The organism is Burkholderia cepacia (genome assembly GCF_001039005.1).
Taxonomy (GTDB): Bacteria; Pseudomonadota; Gammaproteobacteria; order Burkholderiales; family Burkholderiaceae; genus Burkholderia; species Burkholderia theae.
Genome location: NZ_LDWR01000028.1, coordinates 21,048 through 45,532, shown reverse-complemented (window position 1 = coordinate 45,532; position 24,485 = coordinate 21,048). Strand labels below are relative to the sequence as shown.

General features: G+C 66.0%; 25 protein-coding genes and 1 tRNA gene. 8 read left to right on the top strand and 18 right to left on the bottom strand.

Going from position 1 to position 24,485, the window contains the following annotated elements:
- Positions 1–10 precede the first annotated feature (10 nt).
- The 3 genes from VL15_RS17000 to rpoH form a co-directional block, all read right to left on the bottom strand.
- A complete protein-coding gene (locus VL15_RS17000) occupies positions 11–1,591 on the bottom strand; it encodes a cytochrome ubiquinol oxidase subunit I (RefSeq protein WP_048247001.1) in 1,581 nt (526 codons plus the stop codon).
- The gene (gene cydP / locus VL15_RS16995) at positions 1,581–1,859 is read right to left on the bottom strand and encodes a cytochrome oxidase putative small subunit CydP (RefSeq protein ID WP_048246999.1); all 279 of its coding nucleotides are present in this window, start codon (positions 1,857–1,859) and stop codon (positions 1,581–1,583) included. The genes VL15_RS17000 and cydP overlap by 11 nt, the downstream gene beginning before the upstream one ends.
- Positions 1,860–2,216: 357 nt before the next feature.
- Positions 2,217–3,152 carry an RNA polymerase sigma factor RpoH gene (rpoH, locus tag VL15_RS16990; protein ID WP_048246998.1) on the bottom strand — a complete coding sequence of 312 codons (936 nt, stop codon included), beginning with the start codon at positions 3,150–3,152 and terminating at the stop codon, positions 2,217–2,219.
- Positions 3,153–3,512: 360 nt separating this feature from the next.
- Between rpoH and VL15_RS16985 the strand changes: the two genes are divergently transcribed.
- Both VL15_RS16985 and VL15_RS16980 read left to right on the top strand, forming a co-directional pair.
- A complete protein-coding gene (locus VL15_RS16985; RefSeq protein ID WP_048246997.1) occupies positions 3,513–4,082 on the top strand; it encodes an acyloxyacyl hydrolase in 570 nt (189 codons plus the stop codon).
- A gap of 45 nt (positions 4,083–4,127) precedes the next feature.
- On the top strand, positions 4,128–4,511 hold the full coding sequence (locus VL15_RS16980; RefSeq protein WP_048246995.1) for a nuclear transport factor 2 family protein: 384 nt from the start codon (positions 4,128–4,130) through the stop codon (positions 4,509–4,511).
- A gap of 143 nt (positions 4,512–4,654) precedes the next feature.
- Here the strand turns inward: VL15_RS16980 and leuA are convergent, their stop codons facing one another.
- Positions 4,655–6,301 carry a 2-isopropylmalate synthase gene (gene leuA, locus VL15_RS16975; RefSeq protein WP_048246993.1) on the bottom strand — a complete coding sequence of 549 codons (1,647 nt, stop codon included), beginning with the start codon at positions 6,299–6,301 and terminating at the stop codon, positions 4,655–4,657.
- A 380-nt stretch (positions 6,302–6,681) separates the two neighbouring features.
- The gene (gene ybiB / locus VL15_RS16970; RefSeq protein ID WP_048246991.1) at positions 6,682–7,656 is read right to left on the bottom strand and encodes a DNA-binding protein YbiB; all 975 of its coding nucleotides are present in this window, start codon (positions 7,654–7,656) and stop codon (positions 6,682–6,684) included.
- Positions 7,657–7,848: 192 nt separating this feature from the next.
- Between ybiB and maiA the strand changes: the two genes are divergently transcribed.
- Positions 7,849–8,493 (top strand): maleylacetoacetate isomerase, encoded by a 645-nt coding sequence (maiA, locus tag VL15_RS16965; RefSeq protein ID WP_048246989.1) that lies wholly within the window; start codon positions 7,849–7,851, stop codon positions 8,491–8,493.
- Positions 8,494–8,569: 76 nt separating this feature from the next.
- On the opposite strand, the gene ftsY is transcribed toward maiA, so the two are convergent.
- Positions 8,570–9,727, bottom strand: coding sequence for a signal recognition particle-docking protein FtsY (gene ftsY, locus VL15_RS16960; protein ID WP_048246987.1), 1,158 nt, complete (start codon positions 9,725–9,727; stop codon positions 8,570–8,572).
- Between the two features lie 216 nt (positions 9,728–9,943).
- Between ftsY and rsmD the strand changes: the two genes are divergently transcribed.
- The 3 genes from rsmD (at position 9,944) to VL15_RS16945 (ending at position 11,493) form a co-directional block, all read left to right on the top strand.
- Positions 9,944–10,558 (top strand): 16S rRNA (guanine(966)-N(2))-methyltransferase RsmD, encoded by a 615-nt coding sequence (gene rsmD / locus VL15_RS16955; RefSeq protein WP_048246985.1) that lies wholly within the window; start codon positions 9,944–9,946, stop codon positions 10,556–10,558.
- A gap of 111 nt (positions 10,559–10,669) precedes the next feature.
- Positions 10,670–11,167: a pantetheine-phosphate adenylyltransferase gene (gene coaD / locus VL15_RS16950; protein ID WP_021163047.1), complete on the top strand. Its 498-nt coding sequence runs from the start codon at positions 10,670–10,672 to the stop codon at positions 11,165–11,167.
- 59 nt (positions 11,168–11,226) lie between these two features.
- On the top strand, positions 11,227–11,493 hold the full coding sequence (locus tag VL15_RS16945; protein ID WP_048246983.1) for a YfhL family 4Fe-4S dicluster ferredoxin: 267 nt from the start codon (positions 11,227–11,229) through the stop codon (positions 11,491–11,493).
- Between the two features lie 82 nt (positions 11,494–11,575).
- On the opposite strand, the gene hisC is transcribed toward VL15_RS16945, so the two are convergent.
- The 8 genes from hisC to VL15_RS16905 form a co-directional block, all read right to left on the bottom strand.
- The gene (gene hisC, locus VL15_RS16940) at positions 11,576–12,643 is read right to left on the bottom strand and encodes a histidinol-phosphate transaminase (protein WP_048246981.1); all 1,068 of its coding nucleotides are present in this window, start codon (positions 12,641–12,643) and stop codon (positions 11,576–11,578) included.
- A 118-nt stretch (positions 12,644–12,761) separates the two neighbouring features.
- The gene (gene pth, locus VL15_RS16935; protein ID WP_048246979.1) at positions 12,762–13,361 is read right to left on the bottom strand and encodes an aminoacyl-tRNA hydrolase; all 600 of its coding nucleotides are present in this window, start codon (positions 13,359–13,361) and stop codon (positions 12,762–12,764) included.
- Positions 13,362–13,469: 108 nt separating this feature from the next.
- Positions 13,470–14,072 (bottom strand): 50S ribosomal protein L25/general stress protein Ctc, encoded by a 603-nt coding sequence (locus VL15_RS16930; RefSeq protein ID WP_048246977.1) that lies wholly within the window; start codon positions 14,070–14,072, stop codon positions 13,470–13,472.
- A 161-nt stretch (positions 14,073–14,233) separates the two neighbouring features.
- Positions 14,234–15,190, bottom strand: a complete 957-nt coding sequence (locus tag VL15_RS16925) for a ribose-phosphate pyrophosphokinase (protein WP_048246975.1) — start codon at positions 15,188–15,190, stop codon at positions 14,234–14,236.
- A gap of 44 nt (positions 15,191–15,234) precedes the next feature.
- Positions 15,235–15,311 (bottom strand) — tRNA-Gln (locus VL15_RS16920).
- A gap of 55 nt (positions 15,312–15,366) precedes the next feature.
- Positions 15,367–16,248, bottom strand: a complete 882-nt coding sequence (gene ispE / locus VL15_RS16915) for a 4-(cytidine 5'-diphospho)-2-C-methyl-D-erythritol kinase (protein WP_048246974.1) — start codon at positions 16,246–16,248, stop codon at positions 15,367–15,369.
- A 23-nt stretch (positions 16,249–16,271) separates the two neighbouring features.
- Complete coding sequence (gene lolB / locus VL15_RS16910) at positions 16,272–16,892, bottom strand: lipoprotein insertase outer membrane protein LolB (protein ID WP_048246972.1); 621 nt, start codon at positions 16,890–16,892, stop codon at positions 16,272–16,274.
- A complete protein-coding gene (locus VL15_RS16905; protein WP_048246971.1) occupies positions 16,892–18,715 on the bottom strand; it encodes a tetratricopeptide repeat protein in 1,824 nt (607 codons plus the stop codon). Before VL15_RS16905 ends, lolB begins: the two co-directional genes overlap by 1 nt.
- A 335-nt stretch (positions 18,716–19,050) precedes the next feature.
- Between VL15_RS16905 and mutM the strand changes: the two genes are divergently transcribed.
- Together mutM and mutY are read left to right on the top strand one after the other, a co-directional pair.
- Entirely contained in the window at positions 19,051–19,878 is an 828-nt protein-coding gene (gene mutM, locus VL15_RS16900; RefSeq protein ID WP_048246970.1) for a bifunctional DNA-formamidopyrimidine glycosylase/DNA-(apurinic or apyrimidinic site) lyase, read from the top strand.
- A gap of 24 nt (positions 19,879–19,902) precedes the next feature.
- A complete protein-coding gene (mutY, locus tag VL15_RS16895) occupies positions 19,903–21,009 on the top strand; it encodes an A/G-specific adenine glycosylase (RefSeq protein WP_048246969.1) in 1,107 nt (368 codons plus the stop codon).
- 120 nt (positions 21,010–21,129) lie between these two features.
- On the opposite strand, the gene VL15_RS16890 is transcribed toward mutY, so the two are convergent.
- The 4 genes from VL15_RS16890 to VL15_RS16875 all read right to left on the bottom strand — a co-directional run bounded on the left by VL15_RS16890 (position 21,130) and on the right by VL15_RS16875 (position 24,387).
- Complete coding sequence (locus VL15_RS16890) at positions 21,130–21,765, bottom strand: LON peptidase substrate-binding domain-containing protein (protein ID WP_048246968.1); 636 nt, start codon at positions 21,763–21,765, stop codon at positions 21,130–21,132.
- A 27-nt stretch (positions 21,766–21,792) separates the two neighbouring features.
- Positions 21,793–22,701: an RNase adapter RapZ gene (gene rapZ / locus VL15_RS16885; RefSeq protein WP_048246967.1), complete on the bottom strand. Its 909-nt coding sequence runs from the start codon at positions 22,699–22,701 to the stop codon at positions 21,793–21,795.
- Positions 22,702–22,776: 75 nt separating this feature from the next.
- Positions 22,777–23,745, bottom strand: a complete 969-nt coding sequence (gene hprK / locus VL15_RS16880) for an HPr(Ser) kinase/phosphatase (protein WP_011353227.1) — start codon at positions 23,743–23,745, stop codon at positions 22,777–22,779.
- Positions 23,746–23,874: 129 nt separating this feature from the next.
- Positions 23,875–24,387, bottom strand: coding sequence for a PTS sugar transporter subunit IIA (locus tag VL15_RS16875; RefSeq protein WP_048246965.1), 513 nt, complete (start codon positions 24,385–24,387; stop codon positions 23,875–23,877).
- Positions 24,388–24,485: the final 98 nt, after the last annotated feature.

Sequence of the window (24,485 nt, the reverse complement as noted above, 5' to 3'; positions counted from 1 at the left end):
GGGTGCGTGCTCAGGCCGGGGCGCGCTCGCTGGCGGCCGCGAGTTCGTGGTGATAGCGGCCGGTATGCAGCGACGACGGGCCGAGGCGCGCGTACTTGAACATCAGCTTGATCTCGATGACGAACAGCGCGGTATAGAACAGGATGAAGCCCGCGAGACTCAGGTACAGGTCGGTCGGCGTCAGGCTCGATGCCGACAGGTGCGTCGGCAGCACGCCCGCGATCGTCCACGGCTGGCGGCCGAGCTCGGCGACGATCCAGCCGAATTCGATCGCGATCCACGGCAGCGGGATCGCCCACACCGCATAGCGCAGGAACCACCGGCGGTTGTCCTGCAGCAGTTCGCGGCGCGCGCAGAACCAGAACGCGGCAATGAACGTTGCGACGAACAGGAGGCCGAGGGCCACCATGATCCGGAACGAGAAGAACACGGGCGCGACCGGCGGGATCGTCTTCTTCGCGGCGGCCTTGATCTGCTCGGGCGTCGCGTCGACCACGTTCGGCGTGAACTGCTTGAGCATCAGCCCGTAGCCGAGATACTGCTTGTGCTGGTCGAACAGCGCGTGCGTCGCGGCGCTGGTGTCGCCTTCCTTGATCTTCTGCAGCGCGCCGTACGCGATCATCCCGCTCTGGATGTGCTCCTCGCTACGCTGCATCAGGTCCTTGAGGCCGATGACGGGTTCGTCGATCGAGCGCGTCGCGATCAGGCCGAGCGCGTACGGGATCTTGATCGCGTAGTCGGTGCGCTGTTCCTCCTGGTTCGGAATGCCGATCAGCGTGAACGAGGCGGGCGCGGGCGCCGTGTCCCATTCGGATTCGATCGCGGCGAGCTTCATCTTCTGCACTTCGCCGGTCGTATAGCCCGATTCGTCGCCGAGCACGATCACGCAGAGCGTCGCCGCGAGGCCGAAGCCGGCCGCGACCGCGAACGAGCGCAGCGCGAAGTCGATGTCGCGCTTCTTCAGCAGGTACCACGACGACACGCCGAGCACGAACATCGCGGCCGATACATAGCCCGCCGACACCGTGTGCACGAACTTCACCTGCGCGACCGGGTTGAACAGCACGTCGAACAGGCTCGTCATCTCCATGCGCATCGTCTGGTAGTTGAACTCGGCGCCGACCGGGTTGTTCATCCAGCCGTTCGCGACGAGGATCCACAGCGCGGACAGGTTCGAGCCCAGCGCGACGAGGAACGTGACCATCAGGTGCTTGACCTTCGACAGGCGGTTCCAGCCGAAGAAGAACAGGCCGACGAACGTCGATTCGAGGAAGAACGCCATCAGGCCTTCGACCGCGAGCGGCACGCCGAAGATGTCGCCGACGTAGTGCGAGTAGTAAGACCAGTTCGTGCCGAACTGGAATTCGAGCGTGATGCCGGTCGTCACGCCCATCGCGAAGTTGATCCCGAACAGCTTGCCCCAGAACTGGGTCATGTCCTTGTAGACCTGCTTGCCGGTCATCACGTAGACGGCTTCCATGATGACGAGCAGCCAGGACAGGCCGAGCGTCAACGGCACGAACAGAAAGTGGTAGAGCGCCGTGATGCCGAACTGCAGACGTGACAGATCGACGACTTCACTACTTATCATGGTGGTCTCCCTCGGTGGGTGCAGGCGCCGGCACCGAAAGCAGCTTCTCGGCGACGGCGGCAGGCGGAAGCGACATGTGCTCGGCCTGCGGATGATTGAAGAATGCGTATTTGAGCGACATCAGGAGGATCAGCTTGACGATCAGCACCAGGGTGATGTCGCGGGCGAGGGTCGGGCCGCGTGCCCACGCGGCAATGCGCGCGCGCCAGCCGATCGTGCCGGCCGGCCGCGGGGGAGGCGGCGCAGGCTCTTTATTGATCGAGATCAAGGCGAATATCCTGAATCGATTTAGGTCGGTTTTGGGGCGACTTTACGTCGGATTTATGACGGCCGTGAAGCTGTTTTAATCCTTTTGCGCCGGACATGCCAATTTTAAAAGGACTGCTTTCCGATGCCGAGTGCTGCGCTGCGGCAGACCGTCGCGAAACGCGGGCCGAAACTTGAGGCAGATCAAGGTTATGCGGAAGGGGTCCGCAAACAGCCTAATACCTGATGAATCAGGTCAATTAATCGGCGGAGAAGCGAACGGCGAAGCGCGTGAAAAGCACGTGCAAAAGACGCGCGAAAAAAAACCGCTGCCGGTCGGGCAGCGGTTTTCGATGAGGCGCTCTAAATCGTCGGGGATTTATGCGTATTCGGCGAGCGCGGTGCGCATCTTTTTCATCGCACTCGCTTCGATCTGGCGGATACGTTCCGCCGACACGCCGAACTCGGCGGCGAGATCGTGCAGCGTCGAGCCGCCCGAGCCGTCGTCGTCGACGTGCAGCCAGCGCGCCTCGATGATGCGGCGGCTGCGCGCGTCCAGCGCGTCGAGCGCCTGCGCGATGCCGTCCGTCTGCAACGTGTCGCGCTGACGCGCGGCGAGCACGGCGGTCGGCTCGTTATGCGAGTCGGCCAGGTAGGCGATCGGCGCATACGACTCCTCGCCGTCTTCCACCTGCCCTTCGAGTGCGATGTCGCCACCCGACAGGCGCGTTTCCATCTCGGACACGTCTTCGCGCTTGACGTTGAGCTCCTGCGCGAGGCCGTCGATTTCCTCGGGCGTCATCGCCTGCATGCTCTTCTTGTGGCTGCGCAGGTTGAAGAACAGCTTGCGCTGCGCCTTCGTCGTCGCGACCTTCACCATGCGCCAGTTGCGCAGGATGTACTCGTGGATCTCGGCCTTGATCCAGTGGATCGCGTACGACACGAGACGCACGTTCTGGGCCGGATCGAAGCGCTTCACGGCCTTCATCAGGCCGATGTTGCCTTCCTGGATCAGGTCGCCATGCGGCAGGCCGTAGCCGAGATAGTTGCGCGCGATCGACACGACGAGCCGCAGGTGCGACAGCACGAGGCGGCGCGCCGAGCCGAGATTGTTGTCGTCGCGGAATTCGGTCGCGTACTGGCGTTCTTCTTCCGGCGTCAGCAGCGGAATGCGATTGACGGCCTGGATGTACGAATCGATGTTGCCAAGCTGGCCCGGCAACATCGATTGAGCGGCGAGCGCCAGCGAGCCTGCCGATGCGGCCTTGGCCGGCGTCGGGCTCAGGGTGTTCGGAAGGGTCAGGGCGTTGCTCACTAAAAAACTCCTTTGGAATCAGGGACAAACCCCGGGTCTCGGATGAAAGACCGGAGCCAATCTTAGCACTCCCGTAATCCGAGTGCTAATTCCTTAGAGCGGGCGTGGGCATCGGAGTTCCCGGTTTTCTATCGAAGTAGTCGAGTCGATAGTCTAATCTGCGACCAAAGAGGCGGATCGAAGTTCCGTAAACCGTTGTTTCGGATAGGAATCGGTAGACGATTTCGATTTTTGTCGTTTTGGAAGGAAGCCATTTCGCTTCGTGATGCCGATCGGAAAAGTCCTTTACCATACCATTCAGTTCGCTCGGGCCATGCCGTTGCGGCCGGCTCCATTCAACCCAAAAAGTTGGAGTGTCAGATGAACAATAAGAAGAATCGCCGGCCCCGCAGCCGGCTTGCGCTGCACGCGATGCTGGCGGCGTCACTTCTGGGCGGATCGGGTGCGGCATTCGCGGATCGATGGGGGATCCAGGCGGGCGGCGGGTTTTCGGATCGTCACGGGATCGACAAGGCCGATCTCGGCATGGTGTGGGATCCGGGCTGGAACGGGTGGGAAATCGGCGGCTGGCACTTCACGTTCGTGATGGAAGGCCACGTCGGCTACTGGCACACGGGCGGCAATGTCCACAGCGGCCTCGGCGAGATCGGCGCGACGCCGATGTTCCGCTTCATCAAGAGTGCGGGTCAGGTGCGCCCGTTCGTCGAGGCCGGCGCCGGCATCCGGTTCCTGACTTCTCCGACGATTTCCACCCATCTTTCGCTGGGGACCTCGTTCCAGTTCGTGGATGTCGTCGGCGTCGGCGCGCAGTTCGGAGAACGGCAACAATATCAGGTCGGTTACCGTTTTCAACATGTGTCTAACGCGGGTATCAAAGAGCCGAATCCTGGTATAAATTTCCACCAGTTCTACGTGCAGTACAACTTCTGATCCGCATGCCCGCGCACGGCGTGCGCGTTGCCGAGGAGTCAGGCGATGGCGAAGGTGGTCGATGCGATCCGCGCGCTCGAGCGCGATCGGTTCCGGGCGATGGTGGACGGGGACGGCGAGGCGCTCGACGCGCTGTTGTCGGACAAGGTGTTCTTCGTTCACACCAACGGCAAACGTGAAACCAAGCAGCAGTTCATCGACGCCATCGTCGCAGGCCGCCGCCGCTATCGTCAGATCGAAATCCAGTCGCAGGACGTGCTGCCCGTTGGCGACGAAACCTGCGTCGTCACCGGACGCGCGTTGATCGAGATGGAAACGAACAACGGCGGCCTGGTCTTCCCGATTGCCTATACGTCCGTCCACACCCACGAGCAGGGCCGCTGGAGCCTGCTCGCCTGGCAGGCGACGCGGTGCGCGACCGAGACATGAGCGCGCGTGGCGCTCTTTTTCATGTCCCGACCGAAGCGGCCTTCTGGGCCGCTTTTTGTTGCCTCGTGCGGCGCGGATCGCGCGGCGCACGGGCGGTCACGCCCCGCTCGCTGACGTTGGAACCCTGAATCGAAGCCCGACGGTCAGGCCGCCGCGCGGCGGTCCGTGCCATGCCATGCCGAGCGGTTGATCGCGCTGACGACCGCGTCGAGCGCTGCGCTTGCCGCATCCGCGTGCAGGCCGACGCCGTGCCGCTGTGGCGCATCGCCGACCCGGCAGCCGACCGACACCGCGAACCGTCCGTCCGTCGTGCGCGCGTGTTCGCACGACGCGACGTCGATCGAGGCGCCGGCGGCCGTCGCGAATGCCGCGGCTAAACGTCGCACGGCGCCTTCGGGCGTCGCGTCGGCCGCCGGCGCCGCCGCGATCTCGCGGTTCCGCCAGCGCGCGTTGCCGCCGTGGCGTGCGGCCGGGCCGTCGGTCTCGAAGAATTCGCGGGCGAACAGCGCGCAGATCGCGTCGCCCGTCACTTCCTCACCGGACGCGTCGGCGAGCGACTGCACCGCGTGGCTGAATTCGATCTGCACGCGGCGCGTCGGCGTGAAGCCCATCCCGCGTTCGAGCAGGAACGTCGCGCCGCCCTTGCCGGACTGGCTGTTCACGCGAATCACCGCGTCATAGCTGCGGCCGAGGTCGGCCGGGTCGATCGGCAGGTACGGCACTTCCCAGACCGCGTCGGGGCGCTGCTGCGCGAAGCCCTTGCGGATCGCGTCCTGGTGCGAGCCGGAGAACGCGGTGAACACGAGGTCGCCCGCGTACGGATGGCGCGGATGCACGGGAATCTGGTTGCAGCGTTCGACGACGCGGCGCACCGCGTCGATGTCGGAGAAATCGAGGCCCGGGTCGATGCCCTGCGTGTAGAGGTTCAGCGCGAGCGTGACGAGATCGACGTTGCCCGTGCGCTCGCCGTTGCCGAACAGGCAGCCTTCGATGCGGTCGGCGCCCGCGAGCAGCGCGAGTTCGGCCGCCGCGACCGCGGTGCCGCGATCGTTGTGCGGATGCACGGACAGCACGATGCTGTCGCGATACGCGAGGTTGCGGTCCATCCATTCGATCTGGTCGGCGAACACGTTCGGGCTCGCGGCTTCGACGGTGGCCGGCAGGTTCACGATCATCTTGTGGTCGCGGGTCGGCCGCCAGGTCTGCGCGACGGCGTCGCAGATCTCGCGCGCAAACGTCAGCTCGGTCATGCTGAAGGTTTCCGGCGAGTACTGGAAGGTCCAGTACGTGTCGGGGCGCGCGGCGGCGTGCGCCTTGATGATGCGCGTGCCGTCGACCGCGAGCGCCTTCACGTCGTGCTTCGACATTCCGAACACGATGCGGCGGAACGACGGGCAGACCGCGTTGTACAGGTGCACGATCGCACGCGGCACGCCTTCGAGCGCGTCGAACGTGCGTGCGATCAGGTCCTCGCGCGACTGCACGAGCACCTCGATCGTCACGTCGTCCGGAATCCGCTTGTCGTCGATCAGCTTGCGGACGAAATCGAAGTCGGTTTGCGACGCCGACGGAAAACCGACTTCGATCTCCTTGAAACCGATCGCGACCAGCATCTCGAAGAACTCGAGCTTCTGCTCGATGCTCATCGGCTCGATCAGCGATTGGTTACCGTCGCGCAGGTCGGTGCTCATCCAGACGGGCGCGCGTTCGATGGTACGGGCCGGCCAGCGGCGGCCATTGAGGCGGACGGGTTCGAACGGGCGGTATTTGTCTTGCGGATTGCGCTGCATCTTCGGGACCTCGGGTCTCAAGTCGCGAGCGAAGACGGGCGGCATGGGCGACGGTTGGCGCTGCCTCGCACCGCGGCGCACGATGGCGCTGCGGATGCGGATGATCTTCGCGAATCGACCGACGGATAGACGGACGAATGCTGACGACTTCGGGTTGTAAAAACTGCGAGAGGGGTACGGCGAGGAACTGCTGGGAGGGACCGTGCGGACAGCACACGGCGCTACGACAGCCTTAGGCTAGTCGTAGCGATAGCGGCCGCGCTAGGCGGCCGGAGGTAATTCGGAGGGTGTTCGGAAAGGAACGCATGACGGCAACTCTATGCCAGATTGCGGGCGCGTGTCAAATGGCCGGGGTGCGGGGGCGGGTCGACGCCGTGCCGTCAGCGTGCGATGCGGGCGATCTGCACGATCGTTGTGACCTGTCGCGCGACCGTGTCGGGCACCGGCATCTCGCCGCGCAACACGGCGTCGGTCCACGCGGCCGTCGTCGCCGCATCGCGGGATTCGGGCAGCGCGACGGGCGGCGCATCGGCCGACGAACGTTCGGCTTCGATCAGCGTGTCGCACACGCCGTCGTGCAGCCAGTCGACCTGCACCTGGCGTCGCGTGTCGGCGACGGCCTCGCCCTCGGTGCCGCGCGCGAGCAGCGCGCCGCCGAGCGCGGCGTCCGGATGGTCGCGGAACAATTGCGCGAGGCTGTCGCGGTACGGCGGATGCGTGTAGTTGACGAGCCGCAGGCCGGCCGGCGCGAACGGCTGCAGGATCTTCACGAGCGTGTGCGTCGAGTTGCGCACGCCGAGCACGCTGCGCATCGACAGCAGATGCGCGATGCGCGGCGCCAGCGCTTCGATCGGCGCGAACGCGACGCGGCGCTCGGCGAGCGTGTCCTCGATCGCGTCGTGCGACGTCGACGGCGGAAGCGACAGCGCCGAGAAGATCTCGGCGCTCGTCACGCGGCCCGGATCGCGCTCGACGCCGTGCACGAGCACCGGCACGCCTTCGCGCGCGAGCAGCAGCGCGAGCAGCGGCACGAGGTTCGGTTGCTTGCGCGCGCCGTTGTAACTCGGGATCGACACGGGGCGGAACGCGGCGTCCTGCACGTGCACGGGCTCGAACGACGCCTGCGCGGCGGCGAGCATCGCGGCCAGTTCGTCGGCGGATTCGCCCTTCAGCCGATAGGCGATCAGGATCGCACCGAGTTCGAGGTCCGACACGCGTGCGTCGAGCATCGCGCGATAGAGCTCGAACGTGTCCTCGGCCGACAGCGCGCGCGCGCCGTGCGGGCCGCGGCCGATCTCCTTGATGAAGCGGGCGCAGGGGAACGGAACGGCGGCGGGATCGTGGGAAGCGGTCATCGGGGCGTGGGGCGGGCGGCCGGCATCGGGCCGCACGGTGAGCGGTGAGGAATGCCCCGAGTATCGCACGGGCGCGGCCGGCGTCAGCGCGGCCGCGCATCGCGTCGCGCTACACTCTGATTCCCGGCAGTGCGCGCCGGCTGCGCCGCGCCTGTGCCGTTGCCGGCCGAATACGACCAAGCGAGACATCCCATGAAGCTCTACAGCTATTTCCGCAGTTCCGCGTCGTACCGCGTGCGGATCGCCCTGAACCTGAAGCAGTTGCCGTTCGACTATGTCCCCGTGCACATGCTGCGCAACGGCGGCGAGCAACTGAAGGACGAGTACCGCGCGCTGAATCCGGATGCGGTCGTACCGACGCTGACCGACGGCGACGCGACGCTGCAGCAGTCGCTCGCGATCATCGAATATCTCGAGGAAACCCATCCCGAGCCCGCGCTGCTGCCGAAGCAGCCGGTCGATCGCGCGTATGTGCGCGCGGTCGCGCTGCAGGTCGCGTGCGAGATCCATCCGCTCAACAACCTGCGCGTGCTGAAGTATCTGAAGCACACGCTGCAGGTGCCCGAAGAAGCGAAGAATGCGTGGTACCGGCACTGGATCGAGGCGGGCTTCGAAACGCTCGAGACGCGTCTGGCGAACGATTCGCGTACCGGCAAGCTTTGTTTCGGCGACACGCCGACGCTCGCCGACGTGTGCGTCGTGCCGCAGGTGTTCAACGCGAACCGCTTCTCGATCGACACAACGCGTTATCCGACGATCCAGCGGATCGCCGATCATGCGGCGACGCTGGACGCCTTCAAGTCCGCCGAGCCCGGCGCGCAGCCCGACGCCGAATGAACGTGGCGCCCGGTTTGCGGGTGCGCATGAAAAATGGGCGCCCGAAGGCGCCCCGTGCGATGCGTGCCGGCGGCGTTCAGCCGAGCAGCGCGTCCGCGAATTCCTCGGCACTGAACGGCTGCAGGTCCTCGACCTTCTCGCCGACGCCGATGAAGTAGACGGGCACCGGGCGTTGCCGTGCGATCGCGGCGAGAATCCCGCCCTTCGCGGTGCCGTCGAGCTTCGTGACGATGAGGCCCGTGAGGCCGAGCGCGTCGTCGAATGCCTTCACCTGCGTGAGCGCGTTCTGGCCGGTATTCGCGTCGATCACCAGCAGTACCTCGTGCGGCGAGCCGTCGTGCGCCTTCGAGATCACGCGCTTCACCTTCTTCAGCTCTTCCATCAGGTGGAGCTGCGTCGGCAGGCGGCCGGCCGTGTCGGCCATCATCACGTCGATCTTGCGCGCACGCGCGGCGCTGACCGCGTCGAAGATCACCGCGGCCGGATCGCCGCTTTCCTGCTGCACGACCGTCACGTTGTTGCGCTCGCCCCAGACCGCCAGCTGTTCGCGCGCGGCTGCACGGAACGTGTCGCCGGCGGCCAGCAGCACCGACTGGTCGAAGCTCTGCAGGTGCTTCGCGAGCTTGCCGATGCTGGTCGTCTTGCCCGCGCCGTTCACGCCGGTGATCATCATCACGAGCGGTTGCGCGCGGCCGAGCATCAGCGATTTCTCGAGCGGCTTCAGCAACTCGACGAGCAGGTCGTGCAGCGCGCTCTTCACCTGCTGCGGGTCGGTCAGCCGGCCCGTGCGCACCTTTTCGCGCAGCGCGTCGAGCAGGTACTCGGTCGCGTCGACGCCCGCGTCGGACATCAGCAGCGCGGTTTCGAGCTCTTCGTACAGCTCCTCGTCGATCTTCGTGTTGACGAATACGCCGGTGATGCTCGTGCCCGTCTTGGCGAGCCCCGTTTTCAGGCGCGCAAGCCACGACTTCTTCGCGGAGGCATCCTGCGTCGGCGGCGGGACGATTTCGACCGTCTCGACGACTTCGTCGCGGCCGTCGTTGGTCGGCGTGACCGTCATCACGACGGCCGGTGCGGCCGGTTGCGCGGGCGCTTGCGGCACGTCGGCCGCGGGGGGCGGGGCCTCGACCGCGGGCGCATCGGACAACGCGTCCGCTTGCGACGCGTCGGCCGATTGCGATTCCGCCGGATCGGGCTCCTGCGTTTTCTTGAATCGTTTGAAGAAGCTGAACATGGTCTGACGTCGGGAAGAGGGCGGGCCGCCGCCAGGGGCGGGGTGCCGGAGGGGCCGTTCTGCGTTCGCGCGGACGCGGCGCACGGTGGCCGAAACCGTGCATTTTATCAGTGCGGCGTGGCGCTCGCGTCAGTGCGCGTCGCCGCTGTGGTAACGTGCGCCTGTTTGGCGGTGCGCCCCTGCGCGCGCCCGGTCCCTCCGTTGTCACTATTCCGTATGTCCCGTTCCTCTTCTGGCCGCCCGACGGCCCCTCCCGGCCGCGGCAAGCCGCACACGATCCGCATCATCGGCGGTGACTGGAAACGCACGCCGCTCGCGGTGCTCGATCTCGACGGCCTGCGGCCGACGCCCGATCGCGTGCGCGAAACGCTGTTCAACTGGCTCGGCCAGGATCTCGAAGGGTGGCGCTGCCTCGACCTGTTCGCGGGCACCGGCGCGCTCGGCTTCGAGGCCGCGTCGCGCGGTGCGGCAAGCGTCGTGATGGTCGAGCGCCATCCGCGCGCCGCGCAGCAGCTGCGTGCGATCAAGGACAAGCTTGGCGCCCGCGCGGTCGAGGTTGCCGAGGCCGACGCGCTGCGGCTCGCGGCCGGGCTCTCGCCGGGCGCGTTCGACGTCGTGTTTCTCGATCCACCGTTCGGCGAGCCGGCCGTGCTCGAGCGCGCGCTCGCGCTGGCGGCGCCGCTCGTTTCGGCGGGCGGCGCGCTGTACGTCGAGACGGGCGCGGAACTCGATCCGGCCACGCACGACGCGCTGGCGGGCTGGCAGGTCTTGAAGCACGGCAAGGCGGGTGCGGTTCACTATCATTTGCTGCGGCGCGAAAATGATGAATAATGCGCGTTCGATACGAGGCGGCGCGCCGCAAAGGCGACGCATGCCCATCTCGGCAGTGGCGTGCGCATCGCACGGCTGCCATCCCGTTTGCGTGATGACAGGAGGAGCGACATGGTAGTCGCCGTGTATCCCGGTACGTTCGATCCGCTGACCCGCGGGCACGAAGACCTCGTGCGGCGTGCGTCGAGCATTTTTGATACGCTGGTGGTTGGGGTCGCCGATAGCCGCGCGAAAAAACCGTTCTTCTCGCTGGAAGAACGTCTGACGATTGCGAACGAGGTGCTCGGTCATTATCCGAACGTGAAGGTGATGAGCTTCACCGGTCTCCTGAAGGATTTTGTCCGCACCAACAACGCACGCGTGATCGTGCGTGGCCTGCGCGCCGTGTCCGATTTTGAATATGAGTTCCAGATGGCCGGGATGAACCGCTATCTGCTGCCCGACGTCGAGACGATGTTCATGACGCCGTCCGATCAGTACCAGTTCATCTCGGGCACGATCGTGCGCGAAATCGCGCAGTTGGGCGGCGATGTCAGCAAGTTCGTGTTCCCGTCCGTCGAGAAATGGCTGACCGAGAAAGTCACCGCGATGGGAGGCCCTGCCGCGTGACGCGGCGCCGGCCGGTTTCGTTGCGAAGCCGGCCGCCGGCCTGAAGAAGTGAGATCAGTATGGCTTTGATGATTACCGACGAGTGCATCAATTGCGACGTGTGCGAGCCCGAGTGCCCGAACGGCGCGATTTCGATGGGCCCGGACATCTATGTGATCGACCCGAACAAGTGCACCGAGTGCGTCGGCCATTTCGACGAACCGCAGTGCCAGCAGGTATGTCCGGTCGAATGCATTCCGCGCGATCCGCAGCACGACGAATCGCACGCGCAATTGATGGAGAAGTATCACGTGTTGATCGCCGGGAAGGGCGACGACGCGTCGTGACCATGTCGTGACGCGCGCTTTGGCCAGACGGCGAGCGCGTCTCGCTTCCCGAGCGGCGCCGCCCGGCGCCGGTTCTTCCGTTTCAGGCCAGCAGCTCGCGCAATGCCGCGACGAGCGCATCGCATTCGGCGTCGGTGCCGACGGTGATGCGCAGATGCTGGTCGACCCGCGGCAGCCGGAAGTGCCGCACGAAAATTTCCCGTTCCTTCAGCTTCGCCGCAATCGCGCCCGCATCGTGCGCGGGATGGCGCGCGAACACGAAATTCGCGGCCGACGGCACGACGTCGAAGCCGAGCGCATCGAGTGCGTGCGCGAGCCGCGTGCGGCTGTCGATCACGCGCCGGCAGGTCGCGTCGAAATAGTCGGTGTCCTCGTATGCGGCCTGCGCGGCGGCCTGCGCGAGCCGGTCGAGCGGATAGGAGTTGAAGCTGTCCTTCACGCGATTCAGCGCGTCGATCAGCGCCGCATCGCCGAACGCGAAGCCGACGCGCATGCCCGCGAGCGAGCGCGCCTTCGACGTCGTGTGCACGACGAGCAGGTTCGGATAGCGGTCGATCAGCGTGATCGCGGACTGCGCGCCGAAATCGACGTACGCCTCGTCGATCACGACGACCGACGACGGATTCGCGGCCGCGATCCGCTCGACGTCCGCGAGCGGCAGCGCGCGCCCGGTCGGCGCATTCGGGTTCGGAAACAGCACGCCGCCGGCGTCGTCGAGGTAGTCGTCGACGCGAATCGAGAAGTCGTCCGCGAGCGGCACGACCGTCGTTGCGACGCCGTACAGGCGCGCATAGGTCGGATAGAAGCTGTACGTGATGTCGGGAAAGCGCAGCGGCCGGTCGTGCTTGAGTAGCGCCTGGAACGCGTGCGCGAGCACCTCGTCGGAACCGTTGCCGACGAACACCTGCTCGGGCTTGATGCGGTGATGGGCCGCGACCGTCTCGCGCAGCGCGCGCGCGACCGGGTCCGGATAGCGGCGCAGCGTGTCGCCGGTGTCGCCGAGTTCGCGTGCGATCGCCGCGACCACGCGTGGCGACGGCGGATAGGGATTCTCGTTGGTGTTCAGCTTGACGGGGTGCGCGAGCGCGGGCTGCTCGCCCGGCACGTAAGGCACGAGTTGCTGAACGACGTCGCTCCAGTAACGGCTCACCGCTTGGCTCCTGTCGGGCAAAACGACGAGATTACCGCATGTGGGCGTCACGGTGGGAAGGGCGGGGCCGCCCGGCGCGGCCGGACGCCTCGATGCACCGTGCCGGTGCGATGCGCGTTCAGTTGCGATGCAGTTGCATCGTTGCGCGGTCGAGTTCGCCCTTGACGACCATCGGCATCACGGCGAGCGCGCGTTCGATCGATGCGTCGATCACATCCTGTTCCTCGCGGCGCGGCGGTTTCAGCACGAAGTTCGCGACGTCGGGCTTCGCGCCGGCGCGCGCGCTTTCCGGAATCAGGTCGCGCGGATGGCCGATGCCGATCCGCAGCCGCCAGTATTGCTGCGACGACAGGTGCGCGGAGATGTCCTTGAGGCCGTTGTGGCCGCCGCTGCCACCGCCGAGCTTCAGCTTCACGGTGCCGGGCGGCAGGTCGAGCTCGTCGTGCGCGACGAGGATCTGGTCGGGCAGGATCTTGAAGAATTGCGCGAGCGCGACGACCGACTGGCCGGAGCGGTTCATGTAGGTCTGCGGTTCGAGCAGGTGGACTTCCTCGCCGTGCAGGCGCGCTTTCGCATAGAAGCCGTGGAAGCGGCGTTCGTCGCGCAGCGTCGTGCCTGCTTCGCGGGCGAGCTGGTCGATCAGCCAGAAGCCGGCGTTGTGGCGCGTCGCGGTGTATTCCGCCCCGGGATTGCCGAGGCCGACGATCAGTTTGATCATGACGTTTCGAAGGCGGCAGCTGCCGCCTGGGCGCAGAAAAAGAAAAACCCGCCGGGCAAGCCGCGGCGGGTTGCGTCGACCGTTTCGTGAAACGGATCGATTGGGCGCTTAGGCAGCCGGCGTATCGCCTGCTGCGTCCGACACGGCACCAGCCGGGACCGTCGCCGATGCGACAACCGGGTTTTCCGCGTCGATGTGTGCGACCAGCGCGACGCCGTTCGGCAGCGTGATGTCCTTCGCGTGCAGCGATTGACCGGCTTCGATCTTCGACAGGTCGACTTCGAGGAACTCCGGCAGGGCAGCCGGCAGGCACTCGATTTCGATTTCCGTCGCGACGTGCGAAACGATCGCGCTCGACAGCTTCACGGCCGGGCTGACTTCAGCGTTGATGAAGTGCAGCGGCACCTTCGTGTGCAGCTTCTTCGATGCGTCAACGCGTTGGAAGTCCACGTGCAGCACCAGTTGCTTGAACGGGTGATATTGCACGTCGCGCAGCAGAACCTGTTGCGACTGGCCGGCCACTTCGAGGTCGAGGATCGACGAGTGGAAGGCTTCCTTCTTCAGGGCATGCCACAGGGCGTTGTGATCGAGTTCGATCTTTTGCGGGGCTGCTTCGCCACCGTAAACGATACCCGTGGTCTTACCGGCGTTGCGCAGGCGGCGGCTCGCACCCGTACCTTGCTCTTGGCGCTCGAAAGCGACGACTTTCATGTGATTCTCCAATAGCTGCCCGCGACCAGGCAGTAAAACGGGGCCGTCAAACGGCGGCCCCCGATGAAACGGCCGGGGTTTCGTCTATCCCGTCCGATTGTGCAAAAAGCGAAGCGTTGCCGCTTCGCTTTTTGCGAATGCTTGGTTGCGTCGAGTCGCGATCAGGATTCCGCGAACAGCGACATCACCGAGTCGCCGCGACGGATCCGCGAGAACGTCTCGGCCAGCAGGCTCGCGCTCGTCAGCGAGCGGACCTTCGAGCACGCCAGCGATTCGGCCGACAGCGGGATCGTATCGGTGACGACCAGCTCGTCGAGTGCCGATGCCGCGATACGATCGGCGGCGCCGCCCGACAGCACGGGGTGCGTCGCGTAAGCGAACACCTGCTTCGCGCCGCGGTCCTTCAGCACTTGCGCTGCCTTGCAGAGCGTGCCGGCCGTATCGACCATGTCGTCCATGATGACGCAAGTGCGGCCTTCGACTTCACCGATGATGTTCATCACTTCGGCGATGTTCGCCTTCGGACGACGCTTGTCGATGATCGCGAGATCGCAGTTGAGCTGCTTCGCGAGTGCCCGGGCACGCACCACGCCGCCGACGTCCGGCGACACGACGAGCAGATCCGAGTAGTTCTGCTTGCGCAGGTCACCCAGCAGGATCGGCGTTGCGTAGATGTTGTCGACCGGGATGTCGAAGAAGCCTTGAATCTGGTCGGCGTGCAGATCCATCGTGATGATCCGCTCGACGCCGGCGATTTCCAGCATGTTCGCGACGACCTTCGCCGAGATCGCGACGCGCGCCGAGCGCGGGCGGCGGTCCTGGCGGGCGTAGCCGAAGTAGGGGATGGCAGCAGTGATCCGGCCGGCGGATGCGCGCTTGAGCGCATCGACCATGATCATCAGTTCCATCAGGTTGTCGTTCGTCGGCGCGCACGTGGATTGCAGGACGAAGACGTCCTTGCCACGCACGTTTTCCTGGATCTCGACCTGGATCTCGCCGTCGGAGAAACGGCTGACCATTGCTTTGCCGAGGGGGATTCCAAGAATGTTGACGACTTCCTGGGCGAGCGCGGGATTCGCGTTGCCAGTAAAAACCATCAGGCCGTCATGGCTGCTCATCGTGCACCTGCTTCAGGCTTAGGCGGGAAATGCGGGAAAATTTTTGGCAGGGGAGGAAGGACTCGAACCCTCGCATGCCGGAATCAAAATCCGGTGCCTTGACCAACTTGGCGACTCCCCTACACTTAACTGATAACTCAACCGGACTTGTGTAGGCCGTCCGGCCAAGTAAAACTTCATGACGCGAAAGCGAAGAGCGGATGCTCGTTCAGGCTCTCGGCAACTGCACCGTTCCAACCGGTGGGCAGCTTGGCTTTCGCCGCTTCTGCCTCATGCTTGCTGCGAAACGCTGCAAACACGCTTGCTCCGGAGCCGGTCATCCTCGCGGGGGTCAAATCATACAACCATTTGACCACCTGCGCAACTTCCGCGTACTTACTTGTCACAACTTGCTGCATGTCGTTCCGGCCGAAGCTGTCTGGCCATCCCGCATCGCTGTTTTGCTGTGCAAGAAAGTCAGCAATTGTGACTGGCTTCGAATCTCTTGTCAACAACTCATCTGAAAATATTTCAGCGGTCGGGACATGAACACGTGGCGTCACAACCAAGAACCAGCGAGTCGGCAATTCTACCTCAGCTAATTCTTCTCCGATACCCTCTGCGAACGCATTTTTTCCAAAAATAAAAAACGGAACGTCCGCGCCGAGTTTTACCGCGAGCGACTGGAGCTCCGCGCGCGGCAGGTCGAGTTGCCACAGGCGGTTCAGCGCGAGCAGCGTCGTCGCCGCGTCGGAGCTGCCGCCGCCGAGGCCGGCACCCATCGGCAGGCACTTGTCGATCTCGATATCGACGCCGGACGCGGTGCCCGTGTGCGCCTTCAGCAGGTTGGCCGCGCGCACGACGAGATCGCTTTCCTCGGGCACGCCGGGCACGTCGGTGACGCGCGAAACGCGGCCGTCGTCGCGCAGCGTGAAGTGCAGCGTATCGCCCCAGTTCAGCAGTTGGAACACGCTCTGCAGATCGTGATAGCCGTTCGGGCGGCGGCCGGTGATGTGCAGGAACAGGTTGAGTTTCGCGGGCGCAAGGCAGTTGCGCAGCGAGCGGGTCGAATCGGTCATGCGGTTGTCGGGGCTAGGCGTGCTCACTGGTCGAGCACGAGCTTGATGTCGAGCGGCGGTGTCGCGCGCACGAGGTTGACGCGTTTGACGCCGGTGGCCGGGGCATCCGCGTAGGCAAGGTAATCGATGGTCCAGCCGTCCTGGCGGATCTGCTTCACGCGCGTGCCGTCGGCCGGATCGCGCACCGTCTCCGCGGGCGTCACGGGGGCTGGCGTCGGCAGCAGCCAGTAGCGCAGGCCCGCGAGCGGCAGATCGAAGCCGAGCGTTTTCTGCATCAGGTCGCCGACGTCGGTCGCATATTGAGTCGGACGGTTCGGCAACTCGAGCGACGCCGCGCTCGGCGTCGACTTCACGACCGCGAGCGTCTGGCCGAGCGGGCTGCGCAGTTCGAGCGACACGTCGTCGCCGTGTTCCTGCCAGTCGAAGTTGCCGTACACGTTCTGCTGCTTGCCGAGACGGTCGTCGTACTGCACCGCGAAGCGGCCATGGTAAGCATGCGTCGCGGCGGTCTGCAGCGCCGCGCCTGTCGGCGCACTGGCCGACGGCGGCGTGCTCGCGCAGCCGGCGAGCACGAGCGCCGCGCCGGCCGCGGCCAGCGTGCGCTGTGCGCGGGAAGACAGGGAAAGCATCGGGAACATCTGCATCAAAGGCCGTTGATCTGGAGGCGTTTCAGCGTCTGCACGAGCGTGTCGTTGTCGGGCTCGAGTTTCTGCGCGGCACGCCACGCGGAACGCGCGTCGTCCTGCGCGCCGCTCTTCCACAGCACTTCGCCGAGATGCGCGCCGATCTCGGCGTTCGGCTGCAGGTCGTACGCGCGCCGCAGGACCGTCGCCGCGCCGGCCGCGTCGCCCATCCGGTACTTCACCCAGCCGAGGCTGTCCATGATGTACGCGTCGTTCGGCGCGAGTGCCATCGCCTTGTCGATCAGTTTGCTGGCCTCGGGCAGGCGCTGGTTGCGGTCGGCGAGCGAATAGCCGAGCGCGTTGTACGCCTGCGGATTGTCGGGTTGCGTGCGGATCAGCTCGCGCAGCTGCTTTTCCATCGTTGCGTAGTGGCCGGTCTTTTCGGCCGCCATCGCGTAGTCGTAGCGCAGGTCGGGATCGTCGGGGAAGTCCTGGACCGCCTGCCCGAGCCGTGCCTCGGCTTCCGGATAGCGCTTCGCGGTGAACAGGATCGACGCGTCGGTGCGCGCGACCACGGCTGCGTCGCGCGGATCCGAGATGGGCAGGTCGTCGAGCACCTTGCGCGCCTCGTCGGTCTTGCCCTGTTTCTGCAGCAACTGCGCGCGCGTGATCTGCGCGGGCAGGTAGTGCTGGCTCGTCTGGTCGACCTTGTCGAGCCATTGCGACGCCTGCGCGTCGTTGTCCTGGTCGATCGCGATCTGCGCGAGGTAGATGTAGCCCTGGCCGACGTCGAGGTTCGGCTGCTTGTCGCCGAGCTGCACGTACTGCTTCAGGTAGGCGGTCGCTTCGTCGAGTTTCTTCTGCTGGATCTTGATCAGCGCGAGCGCCATCAGCGGCGTCGGATCCTTCGAGTCGAGCTTGCGCATCGTCTCGAACTGCTTCTGCGCGTCCTCGAGGCGATCGTCGGCGAGATAGAGCTGCGACAGCGCCAGCCGCGCGTCGCGCGACTTCGGATTCTGCTGAACATATTTCTCGAACGACGCGATGCCCGCCGCGCGTTCCGCCGGCCCCATCTGCGACAGCATCAGCGCTGCCGGCAGATAGTCGGGGCGGAGCTGCAGCGCCTGTTTCAGCGACTGCGCGGCGCCGTCTTTATCGTCGACCGCGAGCTGTTGCCGCGCGATCGCGAGCTGCGCCTCGGGACGGTTCATGTCGCTCTTCAGCATGTCCTTCAGCACCGCGAGGCCGCCGACGCGGTCGGAGCCGCGCACGAGCAGCGCCTGCAGTGCGAGGATTGCCGGACCGCGCGTCTCGCCGGTCGCCCGGGCCAGCTCGCGCGCGAGCATCGGCTGCGCGTCGGCCGGCTTGCCGGCGAGCACCAGCAGCGCGGCGTCGACTTGCGACGCCCGGTTCGAATCTGGCGCGTACTGGCGCCACAGGTTCGCGGCGGACAGCGCGTCGGCCGGGCTCTGCGCGCCGAGCGCGATCTCGGTCGCGCGCTGCGCCATGCGCGGATCGCGCGTGTCGCGGGCGAGCGCGAGGTAGGTCTGGTAGGCCGGCGCGGGCTGGTTGCGCTGGAGTGCGACCTCGGCGGCGAGCACCTGGTAGACGATCTGGCTCGTCAGCGGGACGCCGGGGAGATTTTTCTGCTCGTCCGGCATTACATGCTCGAACGCGCCCTGCGGCTCCGCGTCGTCCGATCCCGGATCCTGCGCGTGAGCCGGGAAGGCGGTGAGGGTCCAGGCGGCAAACAACGCGGCGCCGAGTGCACGGCGGACCGGGAAGGCGCGCGCGCCGCGCACGGCGGCGGGGCGCTTCTGAAGCAGCTTCGAGGGCAGGGTCATGGAAATCCGTTCGATGTTTCAACCGATTGTAACGCGCTCGCTACAATACACGCACGATCGTGATAGGGTCCGTTTACATATGGAACGCACATGCGAATGCCCGAAATCGCTCGTAGGGCAAGAGGTGAGGAGCGCCGTTTGGCTGAGCCAAACAAGCGACGAGCGACGCCGCCATGCGGGCGATTTCGGGCATTCCCGTGACATGAATTCTTTTTAATTTGGGGTTGCCACGAAAACGGCCGCTCGCCGCGTTGCGCGCCTCGCGAGCGGCCGTTCTCGTGGCAACGCATGCACGTTCCATATCTAAACAGACCCTAGTCTCAGACCCGCAAAACATGCCAGAGTTGCCAGAAGTCGAAGTCACGCGCCGGGGCATCGAGCCCTTTGTCGCGGGCCGCCGCGTCGAGCGTGTCGACGTCCGTACCGCGATGCTGCGCTGGCCCGTGCCGGCGGGGCTCGCCGAGCAGTTGCGCGCGCGCGAGGTGCTCGCCGTCGAGCGCCGCGGCAAGTACCTGCTGTTCGAGGTCGACGCGGGCTGGTTCATCGTCCATCTCGGCATGACGGGCACGCTGCGCGTGTTGCCCGCGGCCGGCGTGCCCGTCGCCGCGAAGCACGACCACATCGACTGGATCTTCGACGAATTCGTGCTGCGGTTCCGCGATCCGCGTCGCTTCGGCGCCGTGCTGTGGCACCCGCGCGAAGCGGGCGACGTGCATGCGCATCCGCTCCTCGCGAGCCTCGGCGTCGAGCCGTTCTCGCCGGCGTTCACCGGTGCGCTGCTGCATGCGCGCACGCGCGGCCGCACGGTGTCGGTCAAGCAGGCGCTGCTCGCGGGCGACATGGTCGTCGGCGTCGGCAACATCTATGCATCCGAGAGCCTGTTTCGCGCCGGCATCCGGCCGACGACGGCCGCCGGCAAGGTCTCGCTGCCGCGCTACGAGCGGCTGGCCGACGCCGTGCGCGCGACGCTCGCCGACGCGATCGAGCGCGGCGGCAGCACCCTGCGCGATTTTGTCGGCAGCAACGGCGAAAGCGGCTATTTCCAGCTCGACTGCTTCGTCTACGACCGTGCGGGCCAGCCCTGCCGCGTATGCGGCACGCCGATCCGCCAGATCGTGCAGGGCCAGCGGTCGACTTATTTTTGCCCGACCTGCCAGCGTTAAAACCTTTTCCCACGATTAGAAAACTTGAAGCCGCCCCGCACCGCTCCCGCTCCGTTCCCTGTCACGCCGCTGCATCGCACGTTCGCCACGCGCCTGGTCGCGTGGCAGCGCGAGCACGGCCGCCACGACCTACCTTGGCAGAACACCCGCGATCCGTACCGCATCTGGCTGTCGGAAATCATGCTGCAGCAGACGCAGGTGTCGACCGTCGTCCCGTATTACACGCGCTTTCTCGAACGCTACCCTGACGTCGCCGCGCTCGCGGCGGCGCCGATCGACGACGTGATGGCATTGTGGGCGGGGCTCGGCTACTACTCGCGCGCACGCAACCTGCACCGTTGCGCGCAGGTCGTCGTCGCCGAGCACGGCGGCGCGTTTCCGTCGACACCCGACGCGCTGGCCGAACTGCCGGGCATCGGCCGCTCGACGGCCGCGGCGATCGCGTCGTTCGCCTACGCCGCGCGCGCGACGATCCTCGACGGCAACGTGAAGCGCGTACTCGCGCGGGTGTTCGGCGTCGAGGGTTTTCCGGGCGAGAAGCGCGTCGAGAACGACATGTGGGCGCTCGCCGAATCGCTGCTGCCCGACGCCGCGAACGCGGCCGACGTGAGCGCCTATACGCAGGGTTTGATGGATCTCGGCGCGACGCTGTGCGTGCGCGGCAAGCCCGATTGCGCGCGTTGTCCGTTCGCGGGCGACTGCGTCGCGCAATCGACGGGCCGCCAGCGCGAACTGCCGGCCGCGCGGCCGAAGAAGGCCGTGCCGACGCGCAAGACCTGGATGCTCGTGCTGCGCGACGGCGACGCCGTGCTGCTGGAGCGGCGGCCGCCGGCCGGCATCTGGGGCGGCCTGTGGAGCCTGCCGCAAGCCGACGGCGACGCCGCGCTCGCGGAACTCGCGCGTGGCTTCGGCGGTGGCGGTCCGGTGCCGCTCGCGCCGCTCACGCACACGTTCACGCATTTCCGGCTCGAGATCGAACCGCGGTTGAGCGACATGGCGGATGGCGGTGGTGTGCTGCCGCACGGGCGGGACGCGGACACCACATGGGTGCCGCTGAGCCGGCTCGACGCGTACGGTGTGCCGGCGCCGGTGCGCAAGCTGCTCGATGCGCTGAGCGGGCCGCTGCTGTAACGAAAGGAGGAGGGCGTGGCTCGCGCGCTCAAGAGAGCGCCGGGCCGGCCCAGGTGTTCCGCCCTGAAGGAAGTTCTCTTCGGGCGTGACTCTGTCGGCGCAGGGCCTGGCTGGGGGTATTCACAGCCAACCGTGCCGGTCGAGCACGTGGTGCACGGCGTCGATGCGGGCGCCGACGTCCGGAAACTCCATCAGCTTTTGCCGCGCGCGCAGGTCGAGCGGCAGCAGTTCGGCCAGGCGGTTCGACACCCAGCTCGGATCGTCGAGACGGAACGGTTCGCCGAACGGCATCTTGCCCGGTTCGGACTTCTTCAGCGCGTCGATGATGCGCTCGAGCACCTCGGCGCACGAACCGAACTGTGCGAGCGTTTGCTCGCCTTCGAGCGGGATGTCGTCGGGCAGCGGCTCCGCGATGCCGACCAGCAGCCCGTTGCCTTCGACGCGATACGACAGCAGCTCGAAACGCTGCGTGCCGACCGCCTGCAGATACAGCATCCCGAATTCACCCGTGTCGCATTCGGTGATGCGCGCCATGCAGCCGATGGTTTCGGGCACCGACACGGCGCCGTCCTGCGCGACTTCGGGCCCGCTCTTCAGCAGGCACACGCCGAACGGTGCATCGTCGCGCAGGCACGCGCGAGACATGTCGAGATAGCGTGCCTCGAACACCTTGAGCGGGAGCAGGCCTCCCGGAAACAGCACCGTATGCAGCGGAAACAACGGCAGGTCGATCAGGGTGGTCGATAGAGAGGACATGGCGCGCTGACGAAGGAGCGGGCGTCGCTAGGGTCGGTGGACCTCGGAGACGAGCCGCGACGACGCGTCGACATCCACTGGCGCGTCACGATGCCGCACGATCACGTTCGCCTCGTGCGCGACGCGCGCGGCGAGCGTTTCCGCGATGAACACCGAGCGATGCTGGCCGCCCGTACAGCCGATGGCGACGGTCAGGTAGCTGCGGTTGTCATCGCGGAAGTGCGGCAGCCATTTCATCAGGAACGCATGGATGTCGTCGATCATCTGGTGGACGATCGGCAGTGCGTCGAGAAAGGCGATGACCGGCTGGTCGAGCCCGGTGAGCGGGCGCAACTCGTGGTCGTAGTACGGATTCGGCAGCGCGCGCACGTCGAACATCAGGTCGGCGTCGAGCGGTACGCCGCGCTTGAAGCCGAACGACTCGAACATCAGCATCAGGTCGTTGTCCTTCTGCTCGATGAAGCGCTTGACCCACGTGCGCAGCACGTTCGCGCGCAGTGTGCTGGTATCGATCTGGTGGCCGAATTCTGCGAGCGGCGCGACGAGATCGCGTTCGCGCTCGATCGCTTCCTCCAGCGACGACAGCAGGCCGACGTTCGCGTCGTGCGACGGCGAGCCGGACAGCGGATGGCGGCGGCGCGTTTCGGAGAAGCGCTGGATCAGTGCCTGGGTACTCGCGTTGAGGAACAGTACGCGCACGTCATGCTCGCGCGATAGATCGCGGATCAGGCCGGGCATTTCGTCGAGCGATGCGCTCGAGCGCGCGTCGATCGCGACCGCGAGCCGGCGCTGGCCATCCTCGGCGAGGTAGCGGGCGAGTTCGGGGAGCACGTGCGGCGGCAGGTTGTCGACGCAGTAATAGCCTGCGTCTTCGAGCGCGTTCAGCGCGACGGACTTGCCTGAGCCGGAGATGCCGGTGATAAGGACAATGCGCATGGGAAGCAGAGAATCCTGACGTTTCATCATAGCACCGGCTCGACGCGTCGGCGTTGCGCGGCCGGCGCGTGCGGGTTACACCAGCTTGCCGGGGAACTGACTGTCGGGATCTTGCATCGCGAGTCGTTGCCGATCCATGAAATCGCGCAACGTGTCGATTCCGCGCAACTGCAGGATCGTGTTCCGGACGGCTGCCTCGACGAGCACCGCGAGGTTGCGGCCGGCCGCAACCTGGATCGTGACCTTGCTGATCGGCAGGCCGAGCACGTCGACGGTCTGGCTTTCGAGCGGCAGGCGCTGGAATTCGCCGTCGGGGCGGCGCACGAGCTGGACGATCAGCTTCAGCTTCATTTTCCGCCGCACGGCGGTCTCGCCGAAGATCGTCTTGATGTCGAGCAGGCCGAGGCCGCGCACCTCGAGCAGGTTCTGCAGCAGCGGCGGGCAACGCCCTTCGACGAAATCGGGGCCAAGACGGACGAAATCGACCGCGTCGTCGGCGACGAGGCCGTGGCCGCGACTGATCAGTTCGAGACCGAGTTCGCTCTTGCCGAGGCCCGAATCGCCGGTCAGCAGCACGCCCATCCCGAGGATGTCGATGAACACGCCGTGCAGCGTCGCGCGCGGCGCGAGGATGCGCGACATGTAGAGCCGAAGGCTGTCGATCACCGCAGCGGCCGACATCGGCGTCGTGAACAGCGGAGTCGACGAGCGCGTGCAGCGCAGCACGAGTTCGGGCGGCGCGGCTGCGCCGCCGGCGACGACGAGGAACGGCGGTTCGAGCGCGATCAGCTCGGCCATGTGGCGCGAGCGGTCTTCGTCGGTCTGCCGCTGGTAGTAGTCGATTTCGGCTTCGCCGAGCACCTGGATCCGGTTCGGGTGGATCAGGTTCAGGTGGCCGACGAGGTCGGCGCTCGAGGTCGCATTGCCGACCGTGTCGGCCGAAAAGCCGCGTTCCCAGCCTTCATGCCCCGTCAGCCAGCTCAGTTTCAGCGTGGCCGCGTTGTCGTCGAAGATGCTCTGGGCGTTGATGCTGGACGTATCCATGACTTTCGTCACTCCAATGGGCCGGCGCATGCGCGCGGCGACGGACGTCGCCATGCCGGGCCGGCACCGGGCGGCCCTGGACGGCGGCGCGTGCCGCCTCGTACGGGAAAATATTCCGCCCGGATCAACTCAAGGTTGCCACTGAGTGAGCAGGCGATGCAACTCGGCGATGTCCGTTTCGTTGTGCAGACGCTCGCGCGCGTCGCGATCGGACAGCAGTTGCGCGATTTCCGACAGGATTTCGAGGTGCTGCTGGGTGGCTTGCTCGGGGACGAGCAGGAAAATCAGGAGGCCAACCGGCTGGCCGTCGGGCGCTTCGAACGGGATCGCGTCGGCGAGCCGCACGAACGCGGCGAGCGGGTGCTTGAGACCCTTGATGCGCCCGTGCGGAATCGCGACGCCTTCGCCGAGCCCGGTCGAGCCGAGGCGCTCGCGCGCGAACAAGTTGTCCGTGACGGTGCTGCGGGCGACGCCGTTCTGATTCTCGAACATCAGCCCGGCTTGTTCGAAGACGCGTTTCTTGCTGGTGACTGAGAGGTCGATGACGACGTTCTCTATGGGCAGGATTTTGGCTAGGCGATTCATGTTGGCAGGCGATTGGGCGGCCTGGGGTCTCCTTGCGGCGGCAGACTGATTTTCCATGTTCAGGCGATATCAAGGCATTTGGCATCGGCAACCTGCAACGCAGCTACCGCACCCAACGCCCCCCGGCGATAACCGGAACATTATAGAGCACAGCC

Bases quoted from the DNA above. Each gene is read 5' to 3' on its own strand.
- VL15_RS17000 (WP_048247001.1), bottom strand. From the start codon at position 1,591: ATGATAAGTAGTGAAGTCGTCGATCTGTCACGTCTGCAGTTCGGCATC.
- VL15_RS16985 (WP_048246997.1), top strand. From the start codon at position 3,513: ATGAACAATAAGAAGAATCGCCGGCCCCGCAGCCGGCTTGCGCTGCAC.
- VL15_RS16980 (WP_048246995.1), top strand. From the start codon at position 4,128: ATGGCGAAGGTGGTCGATGCGATCCGCGCGCTCGAGCGCGATCGGTTC.
- leuA (WP_048246993.1), bottom strand. From the start codon at position 6,301: ATGCAGCGCAATCCGCAAGACAAATACCGCCCGTTCGAACCCGTCCGC.
- ybiB (WP_048246991.1), bottom strand. From the start codon at position 7,656: ATGACCGCTTCCCACGATCCCGCCGCCGTTCCGTTCCCCTGCGCCCGC.
- maiA (WP_048246989.1), top strand. From the start codon at position 7,849: ATGAAGCTCTACAGCTATTTCCGCAGTTCCGCGTCGTACCGCGTGCGG.
- ftsY (WP_048246987.1), bottom strand. From the start codon at position 9,727: ATGTTCAGCTTCTTCAAACGATTCAAGAAAACGCAGGAGCCCGATCCG.
- rsmD (WP_048246985.1), top strand. From the start codon at position 9,944: ATGTCCCGTTCCTCTTCTGGCCGCCCGACGGCCCCTCCCGGCCGCGGC.
- coaD (WP_021163047.1), top strand. From the start codon at position 10,670: ATGGTAGTCGCCGTGTATCCCGGTACGTTCGATCCGCTGACCCGCGGG.
- VL15_RS16945 (WP_048246983.1), top strand. From the start codon at position 11,227: ATGGCTTTGATGATTACCGACGAGTGCATCAATTGCGACGTGTGCGAG.
- pth (WP_048246979.1), bottom strand. From the start codon at position 13,361: ATGATCAAACTGATCGTCGGCCTCGGCAATCCCGGGGCGGAATACACC.
- VL15_RS16930 (WP_048246977.1), bottom strand. From the start codon at position 14,072: ATGAAAGTCGTCGCTTTCGAGCGCCAAGAGCAAGGTACGGGTGCGAGC.
- VL15_RS16925 (WP_048246975.1), bottom strand. From the start codon at position 15,190: ATGAGCAGCCATGACGGCCTGATGGTTTTTACTGGCAACGCGAATCCC.
- ispE (WP_048246974.1), bottom strand. From the start codon at position 16,248: ATGACCGATTCGACCCGCTCGCTGCGCAACTGCCTTGCGCCCGCGAAA.
- lolB (WP_048246972.1), bottom strand. From the start codon at position 16,892: ATGCAGATGTTCCCGATGCTTTCCCTGTCTTCCCGCGCACAGCGCACG.
- VL15_RS16905 (WP_048246971.1), bottom strand. From the start codon at position 18,715: ATGACCCTGCCCTCGAAGCTGCTTCAGAAGCGCCCCGCCGCCGTGCGC.
- mutM (WP_048246970.1), top strand. From the start codon at position 19,051: ATGCCAGAGTTGCCAGAAGTCGAAGTCACGCGCCGGGGCATCGAGCCC.
- VL15_RS16890 (WP_048246968.1), bottom strand. From the start codon at position 21,765: ATGTCCTCTCTATCGACCACCCTGATCGACCTGCCGTTGTTTCCGCTG.
- rapZ (WP_048246967.1), bottom strand. From the start codon at position 22,701: ATGCGCATTGTCCTTATCACCGGCATCTCCGGCTCAGGCAAGTCCGTC.
- hprK (WP_011353227.1), bottom strand. From the start codon at position 23,745: ATGGATACGTCCAGCATCAACGCCCAGAGCATCTTCGACGACAACGCG.
- VL15_RS16875 (WP_048246965.1), bottom strand. From the start codon at position 24,387: ATGGAAAATCAGTCTGCCGCCGCAAGGAGACCCCAGGCCGCCCAATCG.